This is a genomic window from Micromonospora sp. LOL_023, assembly GCF_048060115.1.
GTDB lineage: Bacteria > Actinomycetota > Actinomycetes > Mycobacteriales > Micromonosporaceae > Micromonospora_E.
Window position 1 is genome coordinate 1 of record NZ_JBHMIM010000010.1, and the last position, 15,101, is coordinate 15,101.

The 15,101-nt window shown below is 70.2% G+C and carries 16 protein-coding genes; 6 read left to right on the forward strand and 10 right to left on the reverse strand.

Translation table 11 applies throughout. The features are described 5' to 3' along the window. Positions 1 to 94: 94 nt before the first annotated feature. The 3 genes from ACFHVL_RS07485 to ACFHVL_RS07495 are packed head-to-tail and all read right to left on the reverse strand — an operon-like array spanning position 95 to position 3,625. Entirely contained in the window at positions 95 to 1,438 is a 1,344-nt protein-coding gene (locus tag ACFHVL_RS07485) for an FAD-dependent oxidoreductase (RefSeq protein ID WP_416626455.1), read from the reverse strand. After that, on the reverse strand, positions 1,431 to 2,720 hold the full coding sequence (gene kynU / locus ACFHVL_RS07490; RefSeq protein ID WP_416626457.1) for a kynureninase: 1,290 nt from the start codon (positions 2,718 to 2,720) through the stop codon (positions 1,431 to 1,433). The genes ACFHVL_RS07485 and kynU overlap by 8 nt, the downstream gene beginning before the upstream one ends. An 11-nt stretch (positions 2,721 to 2,731) precedes the next feature. Then, the gene (locus tag ACFHVL_RS07495; protein ID WP_416626459.1) at positions 2,732 to 3,625 is read right to left on the reverse strand and encodes a tryptophan 2,3-dioxygenase; all 894 of its coding nucleotides are present in this window, start codon (positions 3,623 to 3,625) and stop codon (positions 2,732 to 2,734) included. Positions 3,626 to 3,768: 143 nt separating this feature from the next. Between ACFHVL_RS07495 and ACFHVL_RS07500 the strand changes: the two genes are divergently transcribed. The 4 genes from ACFHVL_RS07500 (at position 3,769) to ACFHVL_RS07515 (ending at position 6,734) form a co-directional block, all read left to right on the forward strand. After that, positions 3,769 to 4,206 (forward strand): Lrp/AsnC family transcriptional regulator, encoded by a 438-nt coding sequence (locus ACFHVL_RS07500; protein WP_416626460.1) that lies wholly within the window; start codon positions 3,769 to 3,771, stop codon positions 4,204 to 4,206. 48 nt (positions 4,207 to 4,254) lie between these two features. Continuing rightward, entirely contained in the window at positions 4,255 to 5,418 is a 1,164-nt protein-coding gene (locus ACFHVL_RS07505; protein WP_416626462.1) for a MalY/PatB family protein, read from the forward strand. Positions 5,419 to 5,505: 87 nt separating this feature from the next. Then, positions 5,506 to 5,871, forward strand: coding sequence for a MerR family transcriptional regulator (locus ACFHVL_RS07510; RefSeq protein WP_416626464.1), 366 nt, complete (start codon positions 5,506 to 5,508; stop codon positions 5,869 to 5,871). Continuing rightward, complete coding sequence (locus ACFHVL_RS07515; protein ID WP_416626465.1) at positions 5,868 to 6,734, forward strand: TIGR03619 family F420-dependent LLM class oxidoreductase; 867 nt, start codon at positions 5,868 to 5,870, stop codon at positions 6,732 to 6,734. The genes ACFHVL_RS07510 and ACFHVL_RS07515 overlap by 4 nt, the downstream gene beginning before the upstream one ends. An 18-nt stretch (positions 6,735 to 6,752) precedes the next feature. Here ACFHVL_RS07515 and ACFHVL_RS07520 read toward each other — a convergent pair whose 3' ends face one another. Continuing rightward, the gene (locus ACFHVL_RS07520) at positions 6,753 to 9,191 is read right to left on the reverse strand and encodes a low temperature requirement protein A (RefSeq protein ID WP_416626467.1); all 2,439 of its coding nucleotides are present in this window, start codon (positions 9,189 to 9,191) and stop codon (positions 6,753 to 6,755) included. 230 nt (positions 9,192 to 9,421) lie between these two features. On the opposite strand from ACFHVL_RS07520, the gene ACFHVL_RS07525 reads away from it, so the two are divergent. Further along, a complete protein-coding gene (locus tag ACFHVL_RS07525; RefSeq protein ID WP_416626469.1) occupies positions 9,422 to 10,195 on the forward strand; it encodes a hypothetical protein in 774 nt (257 codons plus the stop codon). A 78-nt stretch (positions 10,196 to 10,273) separates the two neighbouring features. Here the strand turns inward: ACFHVL_RS07525 and ACFHVL_RS07530 are convergent, their stop codons facing one another. From ACFHVL_RS07530 to ACFHVL_RS07555, 6 genes are all read right to left on the reverse strand, one after another. Next, the gene (locus ACFHVL_RS07530; protein WP_416626471.1) at positions 10,274 to 12,238 is read right to left on the reverse strand and encodes a phosphatase PAP2 family protein; all 1,965 of its coding nucleotides are present in this window, start codon (positions 12,236 to 12,238) and stop codon (positions 10,274 to 10,276) included. Positions 12,239 to 12,389: 151 nt separating this feature from the next. Further along, entirely contained in the window at positions 12,390 to 12,533 is a 144-nt protein-coding gene (locus tag ACFHVL_RS07535) for a hypothetical protein (protein WP_416626473.1), read from the reverse strand. 103 nt (positions 12,534 to 12,636) lie between these two features. Continuing rightward, complete coding sequence (locus ACFHVL_RS07540; protein ID WP_416626474.1) at positions 12,637 to 12,855, reverse strand: hypothetical protein; 219 nt, start codon at positions 12,853 to 12,855, stop codon at positions 12,637 to 12,639. 49 nt (positions 12,856 to 12,904) lie between these two features. Then, positions 12,905 to 13,354, reverse strand: coding sequence for a DivIVA domain-containing protein (locus tag ACFHVL_RS07545; protein WP_416626475.1), 450 nt, complete (start codon positions 13,352 to 13,354; stop codon positions 12,905 to 12,907). Between the two features lie 78 nt (positions 13,355 to 13,432). Continuing rightward, positions 13,433 to 13,636 carry a DUF397 domain-containing protein gene (locus ACFHVL_RS07550; protein WP_416626477.1) on the reverse strand — a complete coding sequence of 68 codons (204 nt, stop codon included), beginning with the start codon at positions 13,634 to 13,636 and terminating at the stop codon, positions 13,433 to 13,435. A gap of 14 nt (positions 13,637 to 13,650) precedes the next feature. Continuing rightward, entirely contained in the window at positions 13,651 to 14,511 is an 861-nt protein-coding gene (locus ACFHVL_RS07555) for a helix-turn-helix domain-containing protein (protein WP_416626478.1), read from the reverse strand. A gap of 141 nt (positions 14,512 to 14,652) precedes the next feature. Here ACFHVL_RS07555 and ACFHVL_RS07560 point away from each other — a divergent pair, with 141 nt between their 5' ends. Further along, positions 14,653 to 14,940, forward strand: a complete 288-nt coding sequence (locus ACFHVL_RS07560; RefSeq protein WP_416626480.1) for a hypothetical protein — start codon at positions 14,653 to 14,655, stop codon at positions 14,938 to 14,940. The last annotated feature ends 161 nt before the right edge of the window (positions 14,941 to 15,101 follow it).

Genomic DNA, 15,101 nt, shown 5'->3' on the forward strand with positions numbered 1-15,101 from the left:
CCCGCATCCACGAACCGACCGTCGACGAAACTGCGCAACAGACCGGGGCCGTCGGCGGCCGGCCGACCGGCGAGCAACTCCGGATGCCACAGCGTCATCGGCGTCCCTTTCGGATGGACCGGGTGACGGCGGCGCTGAGTGCCCCTACCAACAGCGCCGCCGTCCCGGCCACCGCCGCGGCGAGCACCTGGTGCTGCCGGCGGACCCGACGCCTGACTTCGGCGTACGGGGTGGTGGTGAAGGAGACCATTTCGTATCGGGACACGTAGCGTCCCGGCAGTGCCCGTTCCAGGGCGTGTTCGACCTTGCGGAACGTCTGGAACGACGCCGAGGCGACCTTGTCGCGCATCTCGACGAAGTTCGCCAACGCCATCTGGGCGATCGCCTCGGCGTTGGCCTGGCGGCGGGACTGGTACAGCGGCAGCGCCGCCGCCCAGTCGCCGCCGGTGTCGTCGAGGCAGCGGTCCAGTTCGACGACGTCCTCGAAGGCGCAGTTGGCGCCCTGGCCGTAGAACGGCACGATCGCGTGCGCGGCGTCGCCGACCAGCGCCACCCGGCCGTCGACCTGCCACGGGTCGCAGCGCACCGCGCCGAGCAGGCCGACCGGGTTGTGCTGGTAGTCGTCGACCAGGTCCGGTGCCAGCGGCGGTACGTCCGGATAGTGCGTTCGGAAGTGCCGTTCGATCGCCGCCGGGCTGCTCAGCGAGGCGAAACTGGACGTGCCGCCGGTCGGCCAGAACAGGGTGCAGGTGAAGGAGCGGTCCGGGTTCGGCAGGGCGATCATCATCGATGTGCCGCGCGGCCAGATGTGCAGAGCACCGGGGTCGAGGGCGTAGTCGCCGCCGACCGCCGGGATGGTCAGCTCCTTGTAGCCGTAGTCGAGGAAGTCGAGGCTCTCGTCGACCAGGCCGTGGGCGAGCAGTTGGCCGCGTACCGCCGATCCGGCGCCGTCGGCGCCGAGCACGACCTGCGCGTGCGCGCGGACCTTGCCCTGGCCGGTGTCGAAGGTCGCCTCGCCGGTGTCCGGGTCGAGGCCGACGAGCCGGTGGTCGAAGACGACGGTGACGCCGGGCGCGGCCTCGGCGGCATCGAGCAGGGCGTTGTTGAGCGCGCCCCGGCTGATCGAGTTGATCGCCCGCTGCCCGTCGGCGCTGTAGGGCTGGAAGTCGAGGTCGCCGTCGACCGGGTGGATCATCCGGCCGGGCATCGGCAGCGCGTCGGCGAGCACCTGGTCGGCCAGGCCGATGCGGCGCAGCGCGTCCAGGCCGCGTTCGGACAGCGCCAGGTTGATCGACCGGCCGCGTTCGGCGGTGCCGCGTCGCGGGTCGAGCCGGCGCTCGTAGAGGGTGACCGGCAGGCCCCGGCGGGCCAGGAAGCAGGCGAGCAGGCTGCCGGCCAGGCCGGCGCCGACCACCGCGACGGGTGCAGGTTCAGACATCGTCGCCGCCTTCCGCTGGGAGGGTCGCGGCGAGCGCCCGGGCGGCCCGCCAGCAGTCGTGGTACGTCGAGTACAGCGGCACCGGGGCCAGCCGGACGATGTCCGGTTCGCGGGCGTCGGCGATCACCCCGTGTTCGTGGCGCAGCCGGGCGGTCAGCGCCTGCGCCCCCGCCCCGCCGCCGACACGCAGGGACAGTTGGCAGCCGCGGCGGGCCGGATCCCGTGGGGTGACGACGCCGACCGGCCGACCGGACAGGGTCTCGTCGAGCAGCTGTTCCAGGTAGCCGGTGAGCCGTTCGCTGCGGTCGCGCAGCGCCGGCATGCCGACCTTGTCGAAGATCTGCAACGAGGTACGGACCGGGCCCATCGCGAAGATCGGCGGGTTGGAGATCTGCCAGGCGTCGACGCTGGCCGGTGGCCGCGACACCGGGGTCATCTCGAAACGGGTGGCCGGCTCGGTGCTCCACCAGCCTTCGAAGCGGGCCAGGGTCGGGTCGCCGTGGTGGCGTTCGTGCACGTACGCGCCGGCCAGCGCGCCGGGCCCGGAGTTGAGGTACTTGTAGGAGCACCAGGCGGCGAAGTCGACACCCCAGTCGTGCAGCCGCAGCGGCACGTTGCCGGCGGCGTGCGCCAGGTCCCAGCCGACGATCGCGCCGGCGGCCCGGCCGGCGGCGGTGATGGTCGGGATGTCGAGCAGTTCGCCGGTCAGGTAGTTGACCCCGCCGAGCAGCACCAACGCCACCCGGTCACCCTCGGTGTGCAGGTAGTCGACGACGTCGGCGGTGCGCAGGGTGTCCTCGCCGGGGCGGGGCCGCAGCCGGATCACCGTACGGTCGGGGTCGAGGCCGTGGAAGGCGGCCTGGCTGCGCACCGCGTAGCTGTCCGACGGGAACGCCGAGTCCTCGATGACGATCCGGGTGCGGTCGCCGGCCGGGCGGTAGAACGACACCATCAGCAGGTGCAGGTTGACCGTCAGCGAGTTCATCACCACGGCCTCGCTGGGCAGGGCGCCGACCAGTCGGGCGGCGGTGTCGGTGAGGAACTCGTGGTACGGCAGCCACGGCCGACCGGCTTCGAGGTGGCCTTCGACGCCGAGCCGGGCCCAGTCGTCGAGGTCGTCGAGCAGTTCGGCGCGGGTCGCCTTCGGTTGCAGGCCGAGGGAGTTGCCGGCAAAGTAGGCGACGTCGGGGTGGTCGCCGCCGGTGGCCGGCGGGATGTGGAACAGGTCGCGGTGCCCGGGGTCGGCGGCGTCACGGCGACGGGCGTCGTCCTCTGTGAACATGTGGCAGCCTCTCACATGCTGGTCCGGGCGGACCAGATCTCGGGGAACACCACCCGGGCCATGCTGCGTTGCAGCCAGGCCAGGCCGGCGGAGCCGCCGCTGCCGACCTTGGCACCCATGGTCCGCTGCACCGCCTTGAGATGCTTGTAGCGCCAGTCGCCGAACTGCTCGGCGACCTCGGTCAGCGCCTCACCGAGCAGCCGCAGATGGTTGTCGGGGGTGTTGGTGCGGTAGATCGCCACCCAGGCGGCCTCGACCGCCGGGTGCGGCTCGTGTTCGGTGGCGACGTCGCGGGTCAGCAGGTCGGCCGGGATGTCGTGGCCGGCGCGGGCGAGCAGGGCGATCACGTCGTCCCACAGGCTCGGCGCGTGCAGGGTCTGCTCCAGTTCGGCGTACACCTCGGGTTGGCGGCGGAACGGGCGGATCAGCGACGGCGTCTTGACGCCGAGGGTGAACTCCAGGTGCCGGTACATCGCCGACTGGAATCCGGAGCCCTCGCCGAGCAGGTTGCGGAACCGGTTGAAGTCGGCCGGGGTCATCCAACGCAGCGTCTGCCAGGAGGCGTTGAGCCCTTCCAGGTGCAGGGCGGCGCGGCGTAGCGGGGCGGCCGCCTCCCAGACCTGGTCGGCGCGCAGCAGCCGCTGAGTTTCGCGCAGCTCATGGCGGGTCAGCCCGAAGTACAGCTCCATGATCTGGCTGACCATCAGGAAGGACATTTCGCCGGGGTCGTCGCTGAGGGTGCGCTGCAGACTGTGCAGGGTGCTGGCGTGCACGTACGCGTCGTAGGGCACCCGGTCGCCGAATTCCAGGGTCGGCTCGCCTGCGTTGTCGGCGGCGCGGGCGTCGCGTTCGGCGGCGTCCACCGGCCGGACGGCCGGTGGGCTGGCCACGTCGGTGCTGGTCACGTCGGCTGCCCTCCCTTTGCTGTGTCGCCCATGATTGCCGACCTGCGGTGCGCGGCTGAATACCGGATCAACGGCGGTACGCGCTTCTGACCTGCCACCTCGTGGCTAGATTGGGGAGATCGGTTTACGAAGGGAAAGTGTCCATGGACGAGATGGATTGGGCGCTGTTGCGCGAGTTGCAGGCCGATGCCCGACTTTCCTTCAGCGAACTGTCCCGCCGGGTGCACCTGTCGCCACCGGCGGTGGCCGAGCGGGTCCGCCGGCTGGAGGAGTCCGGGGTGGTCAGCGGCTACCACGCGCACGTCGACCTGACCCGGGCCGGCTGGTCGGTGATCGCGCTGATCCGGATGTCCTGCTACGGGTCGCACTGCATCCTGCGCGACCCGCAGGTGCCGACCTGGCCGGAGATCCTGGAGATCCACCGGATCACCGGGGACGCCTGCTCGATGCTGAAGGTGGCGGCGGCGTCGATGGACGCCTTCGAGGACGTGATCGACCGGCTCGCCCCGTACGGCCAGCCGTCCAGCACGATGGTGCTCTCCACCCCGCTGGGCTGGCGTCCGGTCACCGCCGCCGACTGACCTTAAGCTCCCCGAGGTGACCACCTCGAAGAAAAGTTGGGAGTTCTCGTGACGATTGTTTGGCCCTACGGCGACGGGGTGTGGGTGCCGCTGGACCGGGCCCGGCAGCGGACCAGCATCAAGTGGCGGTACTACCCGGCTGACGTGCTGCCGGTGTGGGTGGCCGAGATGGACGTCGACCCGGCCGGACCAGTCGTCGAGGCGATCGACGCGGCGGTGCGTGCCGGGGACCTCGGGTACGCCACCGGCGCGGGCTACGCCGAGGCGGTCGCCGGGTTCGCGGCGACGCGGTGGGGCTGGGACGGTCTGGACCCGGCGCGGACGGCGATCGTGCCGGACGTGATGCTCGGTGCGGTCGAGATGCTGAAGCTGGTGACCGGGCCGGGCGACACGGTGGTGATCAACCCGCCGGTGTACCCGCCGTTCTACGGGTTCCTGCGCAACCTGGGCCGGCCGGTGCGGGAGGCCCCGCTCGGTCCGGACGGCCGGCTGGACCTCGACGCGCTGACCGAGGCGTTCACCGCCGCCCGCGCGGACGGGCGCAGCGCGGCGTACCTGCTGTGCAGTCCGCACAACCCGACCGGGACGGTGCACACCGCCGACGAGCTGGCGGCAGTCGCGGAGCTGGCCGGCCGGCACGGCGTGCGGGTGGTGGTCGACGAGATCCACGCACCGATGACCGCCTCCGGTGTGACGTTTGTGCCGTACCTGTCGGTGCCCAGCGCCGCCGACGGCCTGTCGCTGATCTCCGGCTCGAAGGGCTGGAACCTGGCCGGCTTGAAGGCCGCCCTCGCGGTCGCCGGGCCGGCCGCCGCTGCCGACCTGGCCCGACTGCCGGAGGAGGTCGGCCACGGGGTCAACCATCTCGGGGTGATGGCGCACACGGCGGCGTTCCGCGACGGCGGCGACTGGCTGGACACCGTACGGTCGGCGGTCGACGCGAACCGGCGGCTGCTGGCCGATCTGCTCGCGGACCGGTTGCCCCAGGTCGGGTACGCACCCGGTGAGGCGACCTTCCTGGCCTGGTTGGACTGTCGGGCGTTGGGGCTCGGCGACGACCCGGCGGCGGTGTTCCTCGACCGGGGGCGGGTGGCGCTCAGCGCCGGGCTGGACTTCGGTGCGGGCGGGGCCGGGCACGCCCGGTTCAACCTGGCCGCCGCGCCCGAGACGATCGCCGAGGCGGTGCGCCGGATGGCTGCCGCCCTCGGCTGACCGTCGCCAGGGCCGCCGGCTCGTTGCCCTGACACCGACGTCAACGTTTAGCGTCACGGTGGGTCCGAGGCTGGCCGGGGAGGTCACATGTTGATCGGTGAGCTGGCGCGGCAGGCCGGGACGAGCGCCCGGACGCTGCGCTACTACGAGGCGCAGGGGCTGGTCCGGCCCCGGCGATGCGCCAACGGCTACCGCGACTACGACGATACGGAGCTGCGGGTGGTCGGCGAGATCCGGTCGTTGCTCGCCGTCGGTTTCGACCTGGAGGACATCCGCCCGTTCGTGACCTGCCTGCGGGCCGGGAACCCGACCGGCGACGTCTGCCCCGACTCGATCTCGGTGCTGCGGCGCAAGCTGGCCGAGGTCGATGCCGGACTGGCGCGGTTGGCAGGCGTACGGGAACAGCTGCGGTGCCAACTCGACCGGGCACGGGCGGATTGGCGGCGGCGGTGAGGTTCGCGGTCAGTTACAGCACCCCGCTGCACGGCACCGACCCGGACCGGCTCATCGGGTACGCCCAGCACGCCGAGGCATGCGGGTTCGAAGGGTTGTACGTACCAGAGCATGTGGTGCTGTATCCCGGTGCGACGGTCGGGGCGGTCGAGATCCCGCCGTCGCTGCCGTACGCGGATCCGTTGGACCTGCTGGCCTTCGTGGCGGCGGCAACCGACCGGCTGCTGCTCGGCACCGGGGTGCTGCTGCTGCCGTACCACCATCCGGTGGTGCTCGCCAAGCGGCTGGCCACCATCGACGCGCTGGCGAAGGGCCGGATGCGACTGCTGACCGTCGGTCTGGGCAGTCTGCCCGGTGAGGCGCGGGCGATCGGTGTCGATTTCCGCTCCCGGGGCCGACGTGCCGACGAGGCGATCGACGTGCTGCGGTTGTTGTGGGCCGGGGGTGCAGAAGGCGTCTCGTTCCATGGAGAGTTCTTCGACTTCGATCTGATCTGCAGCTTCCCGAAACCGTACGGGTCGATGTCGTTGCCGATCCACGTCGGCGGATCGAGCCGGGCCGCCGCCCGGCGGGTCGGGCTACGCGGCGACGGCTACTTCCCCGGCGGGATGCTGACCCCGGACGAGCGGGCGGCGCAGTGGAAGTTGGCGCGATCCGTGGCGGCAGAGGCTGGCCGCGACCCGGCGGCGATCGAGTACACCCGGTGGGGATCGATCGACATGCCGGCGCAGCGGGTCGCGGCCTTCGCCGAGCAGGGGGTGACCCGTATCGTGGTCGGTAGCGCCGCCGACGATCCGGCTGAGCAGCGGGACGAGCTCACCGAGTTCGCCGACCGATTCGGTCTCCGCCCGTTGACCGGATGACCGACCCATTCAGCACGGTCATTGACGTCGGCCTACACGCGTCTCGATCACCGTGAACGTCACCCCGAGACCAGCCAGCAGGACCAGATTCCACAGCACCGGCAGCGGTACGGTCAGCGGTGCGAGCACGGCCACCAGCACCGCGCCGCTGATCCGGTAGCCGCTGAGCCGACGCCAGACCCGCCACCAGAATGCCTGGTTGGCCGCGATGTAGCCGACCACACCGAGGTAGAGCGCGTAGTGGCCGAGAGCATGCGCCCGTGCCTGGACGGGGCTGCCGTGCAGGAGCAGCGTCTCGCGCAGCCCGAACGCGACCAGGATCAGCCCGGCCACCATCGGCAGGTGCAGGTAGGTGTAGGCGTCGCGGGCCAGCCTGGCCCGATCCAAACCCTGGGCGGCCTGCAGGGCGTCGTGGGCGAGCCCGGCGTCAGTGTGAAAGTAGGACCACCAGATGGCACAGATGGAGACCGCCGCACTGATCAGGAGCACGACCAGCAGGAATGAGGTCGGCTCCTCGGCGGCGGAGAACCCGAGGGCGATGACGGTCTCACCGAACGCGACAAGCATGATCAGCGCGTACCGGTCGGTCCAGTGCCGTACGGTGCGGACCCGCCAGCGACGCAGGCCGGTCCGGTAGCTCCCGAAGATCTCGGTCAGGACCGCGACCAGCCAGATCGCCGTGACGAGCAGGTCGGTCCGCTGACTGTCGGTGGCGGTCAGATCGAGCACGATACTGCCGGCCAGCAGCGTCAGCGCCACCGCGCTGGGCGCTACGCTCTGCCGGACCACCGCCTGCAGTTCCGGTTGTTCCCGCGCGACGCTCCAGATCAGCGCGGCCTGGATGAGCCGCCCGGCGATGTACGCGGCCACCACCACGCTCGCACCGGGTAGGCCGCCGGGGACGGATTCGAATGTTTGTGGCAGCGCGATCCCCAGTGCCAGCGACACCGCCATGATGCCGATCATCGCCAGGCGCACCGGGACGGTGTCGTGCCGGATCGCGTTGGTCACCCAGGAGAAGCTGGTCCACGTCCACCACAGCAGTGCCAGCAGGATCAGGCCCTGCAGCACCCCGAGCACCGAGTTTTCGCGCATCATGAGGACGGTGACCTGAATGAACGCGAACACGAAGACGAGGTCGACGAGCAGTTCCTTCGGGGTGGCCCCAGTGGTCTTGGCGGCTTCCGGGTCGGCCTGATCGTGCAGCTGCCGGTGGCGTCGCCGGAACACGGTGCGGTCGGCGGCCACCATCGCCGCGACCCCGAGCAGGAGCAGCGCGAGCGCGCCCAGCGGCGGGGCGTTGGCGGCCAGCGGCAACAGCGCCATCAGCGTCACGATGCCGACGATCGGGCTACGGCCCAGCATTGCGAGGGCGCGTCGTTGGAACCCGACCAGCCCGCTCAGATAGACGATGACCCCGCCGAAGAGCAGGACGGCGCTCGCGGTACGCCAGGGTTGGTCGGCGGTGCCGGTGGCGGCGGAGACGGCATGTTTCAGGCCGAACGCGAGCACGATGAGCCCGCAGACCATCGGCAGGTGCAGGCCGCTGTAGGCGTCCCGGGCGATGCGGGACTGGTCGGGTCGGGGCATGGCTTGCATCGCATGTTCCGCGACGACCTTGGCCACGTCGAAGTAGGTCCACCAGAGCACGGAGACCACGGCGATGCTGAGCGCCGCACCGGCCAGCAGTTGCCAGGTGATGGGCTGGTCCCCACCCAGGCCCTGACTGATACCGACGGAAATTACCGTTTCGCCGAGCGCGATGAGGACGACCAGACCGTGCCGCTCGGCGAGGTGCCGGCCGGACACCACCTGCGCGTTGCCGCTGCTGACGACCCGCAGCGCGCTGAAGTTGATCACAATGACCAGGGCGAACAACGCGGTACGGACGTACCGGTCGTCGATCGGCAGATCGAGTCGCGGCGGCAGCCAGACCGCGCAGGCCAGGATCACCCCGCCCGGCAGATAGGTCAGCCAGGAGGCGATCACCGGGCGCCGACCGGCGGGGCCCTGTGACCAGTGCAGGAAGCTCAGCACCACCAGCACGGTGTAGATGATCAGCAGGTAGCCGGCCGCGACGAGCAGCGGTTCGATGACGCCACCCGACTCGGCGGTGAAGGTGCCCGGAATGGCGACACCCATGATCAGCAACGTCGTGGCGATCCCGAACACGACCAGCGGCATCCCACCCTTGTCCAGGTACGCGACGTTGCCGAGCCAGGCGCAGGAGTTCCAGCAGTGCCACAGCATCAGCAGCACGAGGACGCCTTCGACGATCCCCAGCCATTCGAGCCGGCTCGCCATCAGGTCGGTGACCCGCAGGAAGGCGAACACGAAGAACAAATCGATGAAGAGCTCCAGCCAGCTCACATCGCCGGTGGTCCCCTCCCCCTCGGGGCGCCGAACGAGGAAACGACGCGGTTGGAGCTCGGGCGGCGCCGGACCTCCGTCCGTCATGCGCCCCACTGTGCGGATCGGGTGGTCGATTTGGCAGGCAGATCGGGAAATTTCACCCGCCCGCGCAGGCGTGGCGGGATGGCTGGCCCGTCCAGTCGGCGTCCAATCGTGATCCAGCGATAGTTGGGAAGCTGACCGAACCCGCCACCTGCGGGAAAGCACCCATCCCGGCAAGCGCTGACCATAGTGGAGGTCATGGATGGGTGGTCGACGGCCAGAAGGGGAGAGCCATGAGACGCGTACTGCTCCGTCGCACCGTCGCCGCTGTCGCGGCGGTCCTGATCACCGTGCCGCTGGGTGCCAGACCGGTCCAGGCGTTCGACTTCACGGCGATCATCGGTGCCGCGAAGGCGGCCTACGAGCTGTACAAGGAGTACAAGGAGGGCGACTCGCTGGATGAGGCCACCACCAAGATCATCAACACGATCAACGACGCGAAGACGGAAATCCTCTCCCAGGTCGACCGGCTGGCGACCGCCCAGGCCAAATCCTGCGCCCGCAGCGCGATCATCGACTTCAACGACATCAAGACCTTCAACCAGACCACCGTGCAGGCGTACGCCCGGGACACCACCGCCTGCGTGACGCTCATCGACAGCCTGCTCGAGGTCGTCACCGACAAGGCCTCCACCGACCAGCTCGGCTTCACCCTCAACACGGTCGGCCCGCTGGCGCTGACCGCCCGCGCCCACGCCGGCTTCAGCACCTCGTCCCTGCTCGGCCTGGTGGTCGACGGCAACGACACCGTGCTCAGCACGCTCACACCGACCTGTATCACCTCGCTGATCGGCAACAACGGCATCCCGCAGTCCGGCGCGGTCTACACCTGGCAGACCCGATGCACCGCCTACGACGGCAAGGTCGCCACGACCAGCAAGCGGATGGCGTACCCGCCGACGGCCAACCCGTTCGACATCCCCGGCACCACCGCACTGGTGATGCGCCACACCAGCCACGCCGAGGCGACCGTGGTGCTGCCGATCCTGCGGGCCACCCCCGCCTGAGTCGCCGCACCCGCTCCTGGACAGCCGACCCGTCGTTGCGCCCCGGCCTGACGCGGCCGGGGCGCAACGACGCCCCCGTCAGGCGGTCTTCAGCAGCCGCACCGACACACCGGTGGCGGTGTGGAACGGCTCGGCGGTGTAGCCGTCGAGCCCGGTCACGGTGACCGACCCGAACCTGCCGATGAGCTTCGCGGCCCGCAGCACCGGCACCGACACGTTCGCCGCCGGCGGGCGCTCCGGATCCAGCGCCAGCACCAGGGCGGCGCGACCGTTGAGCGTCGCCATCGCGTCGACGACCAGCGCCGACTCACCGCCGTCGGTCAGGTTCACCGACAGGGTCGCCTGACCGGACTGGCTGTACTCGTCGCGTACCCGCAGCTGGCCGGCGGTCCGGTCCAACCGCAACGTGCCGCCGCGCAGCTCCACCGCGCCGTCGCCCAACGCCCGCGCGGACGCCGCCACCAGGGTGCCGTCGACCAGCCGGGTGCCGCCGGCGAAGCTGTTCGCGCCGGACAGGGTCAACGCACCGGTGCCAAGCTTGACCAGCATGCCGTCGCCGTCGATGTCGTTGCGCCAGGCGTCGGCGGCGTGGAAGCCACCGGCGGCGGCGTCCATGGTGACCCGCACGGTGCGCCGCAGCGAACCGTAGCCGTCGGCGGCGGCGAACAGGTTCAGCCGACCCCACTGCTCCGGGCCGTCCAGCAGCGGATAGCCGCCCGGCAGCCCGGTGCTGCGCAGCACCTCACGGCGCTGCTCGGCGTCCAGGTAGGGCAGCCGGGTCTCGATCAGTGTCTCGGCACCCTTCGGCACCGTGAACGGGGTGTCCTTGCGGGCCTGCGGCAACATGTACGTCAGCCGGGGCGTCACCTTCGCCAGGTTCGCCGCCCGGTCGGCGTACGGGTCGGTGTCCGGTCCGGCCGAGTGGGCGTACGCGTACAAGGTGTCGGCGCTCGTGCCGGTGCGGGCCTGGAGATACTCCGCGGCCTGGCGCCGGGCGTCGGCCTTGAGCTGCGCGTACGCCGGGTCGGCGAGCACGGCGGCGGCCAGTGCGGTGGCCAGGATCCGGCCACCGATCACGTCCACCGGCGAGTGCATGCCGGCCACGATCCGGCTGTCCGCGACGTCACTGGCCCGAGCCAGCAGCTCCTGGAACCGCTCCGGTACGGCGTACGCGAACGCCAGCGCCGCCAGGTAGGCGGCGTTGGCGTGCCCGCTGGGGAACCCGCCGTCGTCGGCCGGGTTGTCGGCCCGCTGGCGCAGCAGCTGCGGCACCACGGCGGTGTTCGCCGCGTACACCGGCACACCCAGCACCGGGATGCCGCCGGTCTCGACGACCAAGCTGTCGTCGGTGAGCCGCCAAGGTCGCGGATACTGGTAGGTGGACTTGCTCGGGTTGCTGGAGGCGTGCGGGCCGCGGATCGTGTTGACCAGCTGCACCACCGTGCCCAGCGCCGATGAGGTGGAGCCGGCGCCGAGCGACGAGCCGGCTGGGGCGTCCGGCGGCAGTGCGTCGCTGACCCGGCCGGCCGGCACCCCGTCGGGGGCGGCGGTGATGCCGGTGACGGCGAGCGAACCGGCCAGGTACGGCTGCGTCAGCGGACCGAGGCCGCTAATCGCGCTGTAACTCTGGTGCTGCCGGTCGAAGATGTACGCCTGCTTCGCCTCGGCCTCGGTGCGCTCCTCGCCGACCTTCACCACGTAGCGGATGTTGGCCCGCAGCACGTCGGCGCTGCGCGGTACGCCGTTGTCCCAGCTGCTGCCGGTGGTCCACAGCTGCTCGAAGCCGGCAAGGATACGTACCGCCGCGTTGGTCTGCGGGGTCCGGTTGGCGGTGGTGTTGGTCAGGTAGTCGTCGACGAACGGCAACCCGGGGTAGCTGGGCGGCGGTGGCACGTTGCCGGTTGCCGCTGTCGTCGCCGCTGTGGCGGGGGCGGCGGCGGCCGGGGCCGCGGTGAGCAGGCTGCCGGCCACCGGTAGGGCGGCGAGGGCGGCCGAGCCGCGCAGGAAGACGCGGCGGTCTATCGCATGGTGCTGTGCAGTCATGGCTGCTGACCCTGGCCAACGTCAATGAACGGTACGGGGCCGGCTGGCCAACAACCGGTGGACTCAAACGATCATTAGCTCCAGACGTGACGCGTCTCCCACCAGTACGCCGACCACCGGTGACCTGCTGTCATGCGTCGACGCCGATCGGCTACCTCGCGGGGTTGGACGGCGGCGGCGGCGGGACGGTGGTCAGCTCGCCGCACTTGGGGCACCAGCGGCTCTTGACCCGAAACGAGAACAGCCCAGCCAGGTAGCCGAGCACCGTGGCGCTGGTCAACGCACAGATGTCCATGATCGTCTGCCTTCTCTCTCGGAGGGAATGGAACGTCTTTTCTACGGAGGGGATGGAACGGGGTCGGGCCGGATGGTTGCCGCCACCGGCCCGACCCTGGCTCTCACCGCCACCAGCCCATGAACCGCCAGTAGACGTCGCCGCAGCGGTCCTGCGGCAGGTCAGCCATCGCGTCCAGCAGGCACGTCGCCAGGTAGACCGACAGCGACACCCGTGCCCCCGCGTACTCGGCCAGCAGCTCCCGACGTCGCGTCTCGCACGGCCACGAAAGGCCGCAGCCAGCGCAGATCCAGCTCGGCCGGACAGGGCGATGCGCCGTCACCGAGGGCTCCCCTGATCCGTGCGCTGGGCACGACCTGCGGATTCGGGGATCACCGCTGCCCCCGATTTCGTTGTCCCTGGACGCGATTCGCGCCGCCCGGATCGGCGTCGACACCGGGTGGGTCGTTGAACCGGCAGCCGACGTGCCGCTGCCGCCACTGCCGCAGACCTTCGCGAAGGCGTTCCGCCTCGGCACGCTCGCTAGCCGCCGACCCGGCGAGCCGGTCCAGCTCATCGGCGACCTCGCGCAGATATGCGTACACCTCATGCGGGTCCAATCCCCGCCACCGCTGGGTGAAGCGGACGGCCCTGACCTGCCACGACTCGACCCGTCCCGCCGCCTCGTCGCTGTCTGCCGTCACCTCGACCACCGGCCACTGGCCACGTTGGATCCGCAGGACGACGACCAGTGAAACATTGTCGCGTATGTGGAATGTTCCAGCATCAGCACTGTTACAGGATGCCTTGCCGGGGCAGTCATCGCAAGAGCCATCTACCACCGTCTCCGCTTCCAGACATGCAAAAGCGGTGCCCGGGACAACCGGGCACCGCTTTGGGAGGACGTCAGTCAGCCGCGATCAGCGCAGGTCGCCCCGCTCGGTAGACAAACTGTGGATCAACGAGTCGAACGACGTACGGCTGAAGTCGAGGACCGGACCTGCCGAACCCGCCTTGCTGTCCCGCACGCCCACCCGATCACCCGCGACGTTCACCTCCACGCAGTTGTCGTCGCCGCCGGACCGCGTGGACTTGCGCCAACCTGTGGCTTGAAAGCTGCTCATAGCCTCGATTCTCCTCACCGACCCACTCCAGCCACAGCCCGGAGCAGGCCCGCGCTGTCCGCAGCCGTCAACGCCGACTCCCACACCCGACCGAACAGGTCCACATAAGGCTGCACCTCGTCCGGCTCGGTATAGACCAGATCAACCGTCTCCGTGTCCACTGCGACCGCATCTGGATCACCACCACCGAACCGATACACCGTGAACGGCGACCTCGGCAACCAGTAGTCGCGCAGCTCAGCGCCCTGCGGCAGCACCCGCACCGACACTCGATCGGAATCCTCGGCCAACGTCGCCAGGTGCAGCAACTGCTCCCGCATCACCTCCGGCGGTGCCGCCGGCCGCCGCACCGCGACCTCCTCGACCACCACCTCATACCGAGGACCGGCCGGCCGCGCCAGCATCCGCTGCCGCATCATCTTCGCCTCCACCGTCCGATCCAGGTCAGCCGACGGCAACCGGGCCTGCTTGAACGCCAACTCCGAACGCGCCCGCGTGTACGCCGGCACCTGCAACAACCCCGGCACCACGAACGACTGGTACTCACGGATGCTCACCGCACCGTGCTCCAGATTCGCGTAGACCGCCTGACGCCGACCCATCCCAGACCCGTACGACTCCCACCAACCACGCTCAGCGGCGTCGTTCGCCATCCGCACCAGCTCGTGCCACCGCTCACCGTCAACCGACAACGCACCCAGGATCGCGCTCACATCCGACACCGACGGCACCCGATCCGCCGTCTCGAACCGGGACAGCTTCGGCCGCGACATCTTCGCTGTCCGTGCCAGCTCCTCGGCGGTCAGCCCGGCATCCTCCCGAAGCTGTCGCAGCTCCTTCGCCAACCGACGCCGACGCACCAACGGACTACTCAACGTCAACCTCCCACCCGTTCCACCACCGGCAATGTTCCATCATCCGGCACGGACCAAGCTACCGAGACTCAGCCCGCAGCTCCCGGCACAGGTAGACGGGGAGAGATCATCCTCACCGCACACCAGCAGGGTGACCACTTCGTGCTACCGGTCAAGGAGAACCGAGCCGCGCTGTTCGACGCTCCCGACGCGCTGCCCTGGGCCGGCACCCCGATCGGCCACGAGAGCACCGACACCGGGCACGGCCGTACCACCCGCCGGACCATCCGGGTCCTGCCGGCCCCGTCCGGCCTGCCGTTTCCCCACGTCCACCAGGTCTGGCTGATCGAACGCTACGAACGCGCTACAGGCCTGCGGCCCCGCGCACGCCCACTACGACCGAACCAACCCGCAGACCGGCAAGCCGCCGAACGGATCGCGCAATCCTGACGCACCCCTACCCTGGCATCCTGGACTGACGACGCCGCAGCATCCGACACCCCCATCGCGACACTTCATCAAGATATGGGCGATGAGAGACGCCCACTGACGGCAACTCGAGCCGGCAGTCACAGACCCATGCAGATTCATCACGCTCTGCTACCAACGAT

Coding starts and splice junctions, on each gene's coding strand:
- ACFHVL_RS07485 (WP_416626455.1), bottom strand. CDS start 1,438: ATGTCTGAACCTGCACCCGTCGCGGTGGTCGGCGCCGGCCTGGCCGGC.
- kynU (WP_416626457.1), bottom strand. CDS start 2,720: ATGTTCACAGAGGACGACGCCCGTCGCCGTGACGCCGCCGACCCCGGG.
- ACFHVL_RS07500 (WP_416626460.1), top strand. CDS start 3,769: ATGGACGAGATGGATTGGGCGCTGTTGCGCGAGTTGCAGGCCGATGCC.
- ACFHVL_RS07510 (WP_416626464.1), top strand. CDS start 5,506: ATGTTGATCGGTGAGCTGGCGCGGCAGGCCGGGACGAGCGCCCGGACG.
- ACFHVL_RS07520 (WP_416626467.1), bottom strand. CDS start 9,191: ATGACGGACGGAGGTCCGGCGCCGCCCGAGCTCCAACCGCGTCGTTTC.
- ACFHVL_RS07525 (WP_416626469.1), top strand. CDS start 9,422: ATGAGACGCGTACTGCTCCGTCGCACCGTCGCCGCTGTCGCGGCGGTC.
- ACFHVL_RS07530 (WP_416626471.1), bottom strand. CDS start 12,238: ATGACTGCACAGCACCATGCGATAGACCGCCGCGTCTTCCTGCGCGGC.
- ACFHVL_RS07535 (WP_416626473.1), bottom strand. CDS start 12,533: ATGGACATCTGTGCGTTGACCAGCGCCACGGTGCTCGGCTACCTGGCT.
- ACFHVL_RS07550 (WP_416626477.1), bottom strand. CDS start 13,636: ATGAGCAGCTTTCAAGCCACAGGTTGGCGCAAGTCCACGCGGTCCGGC.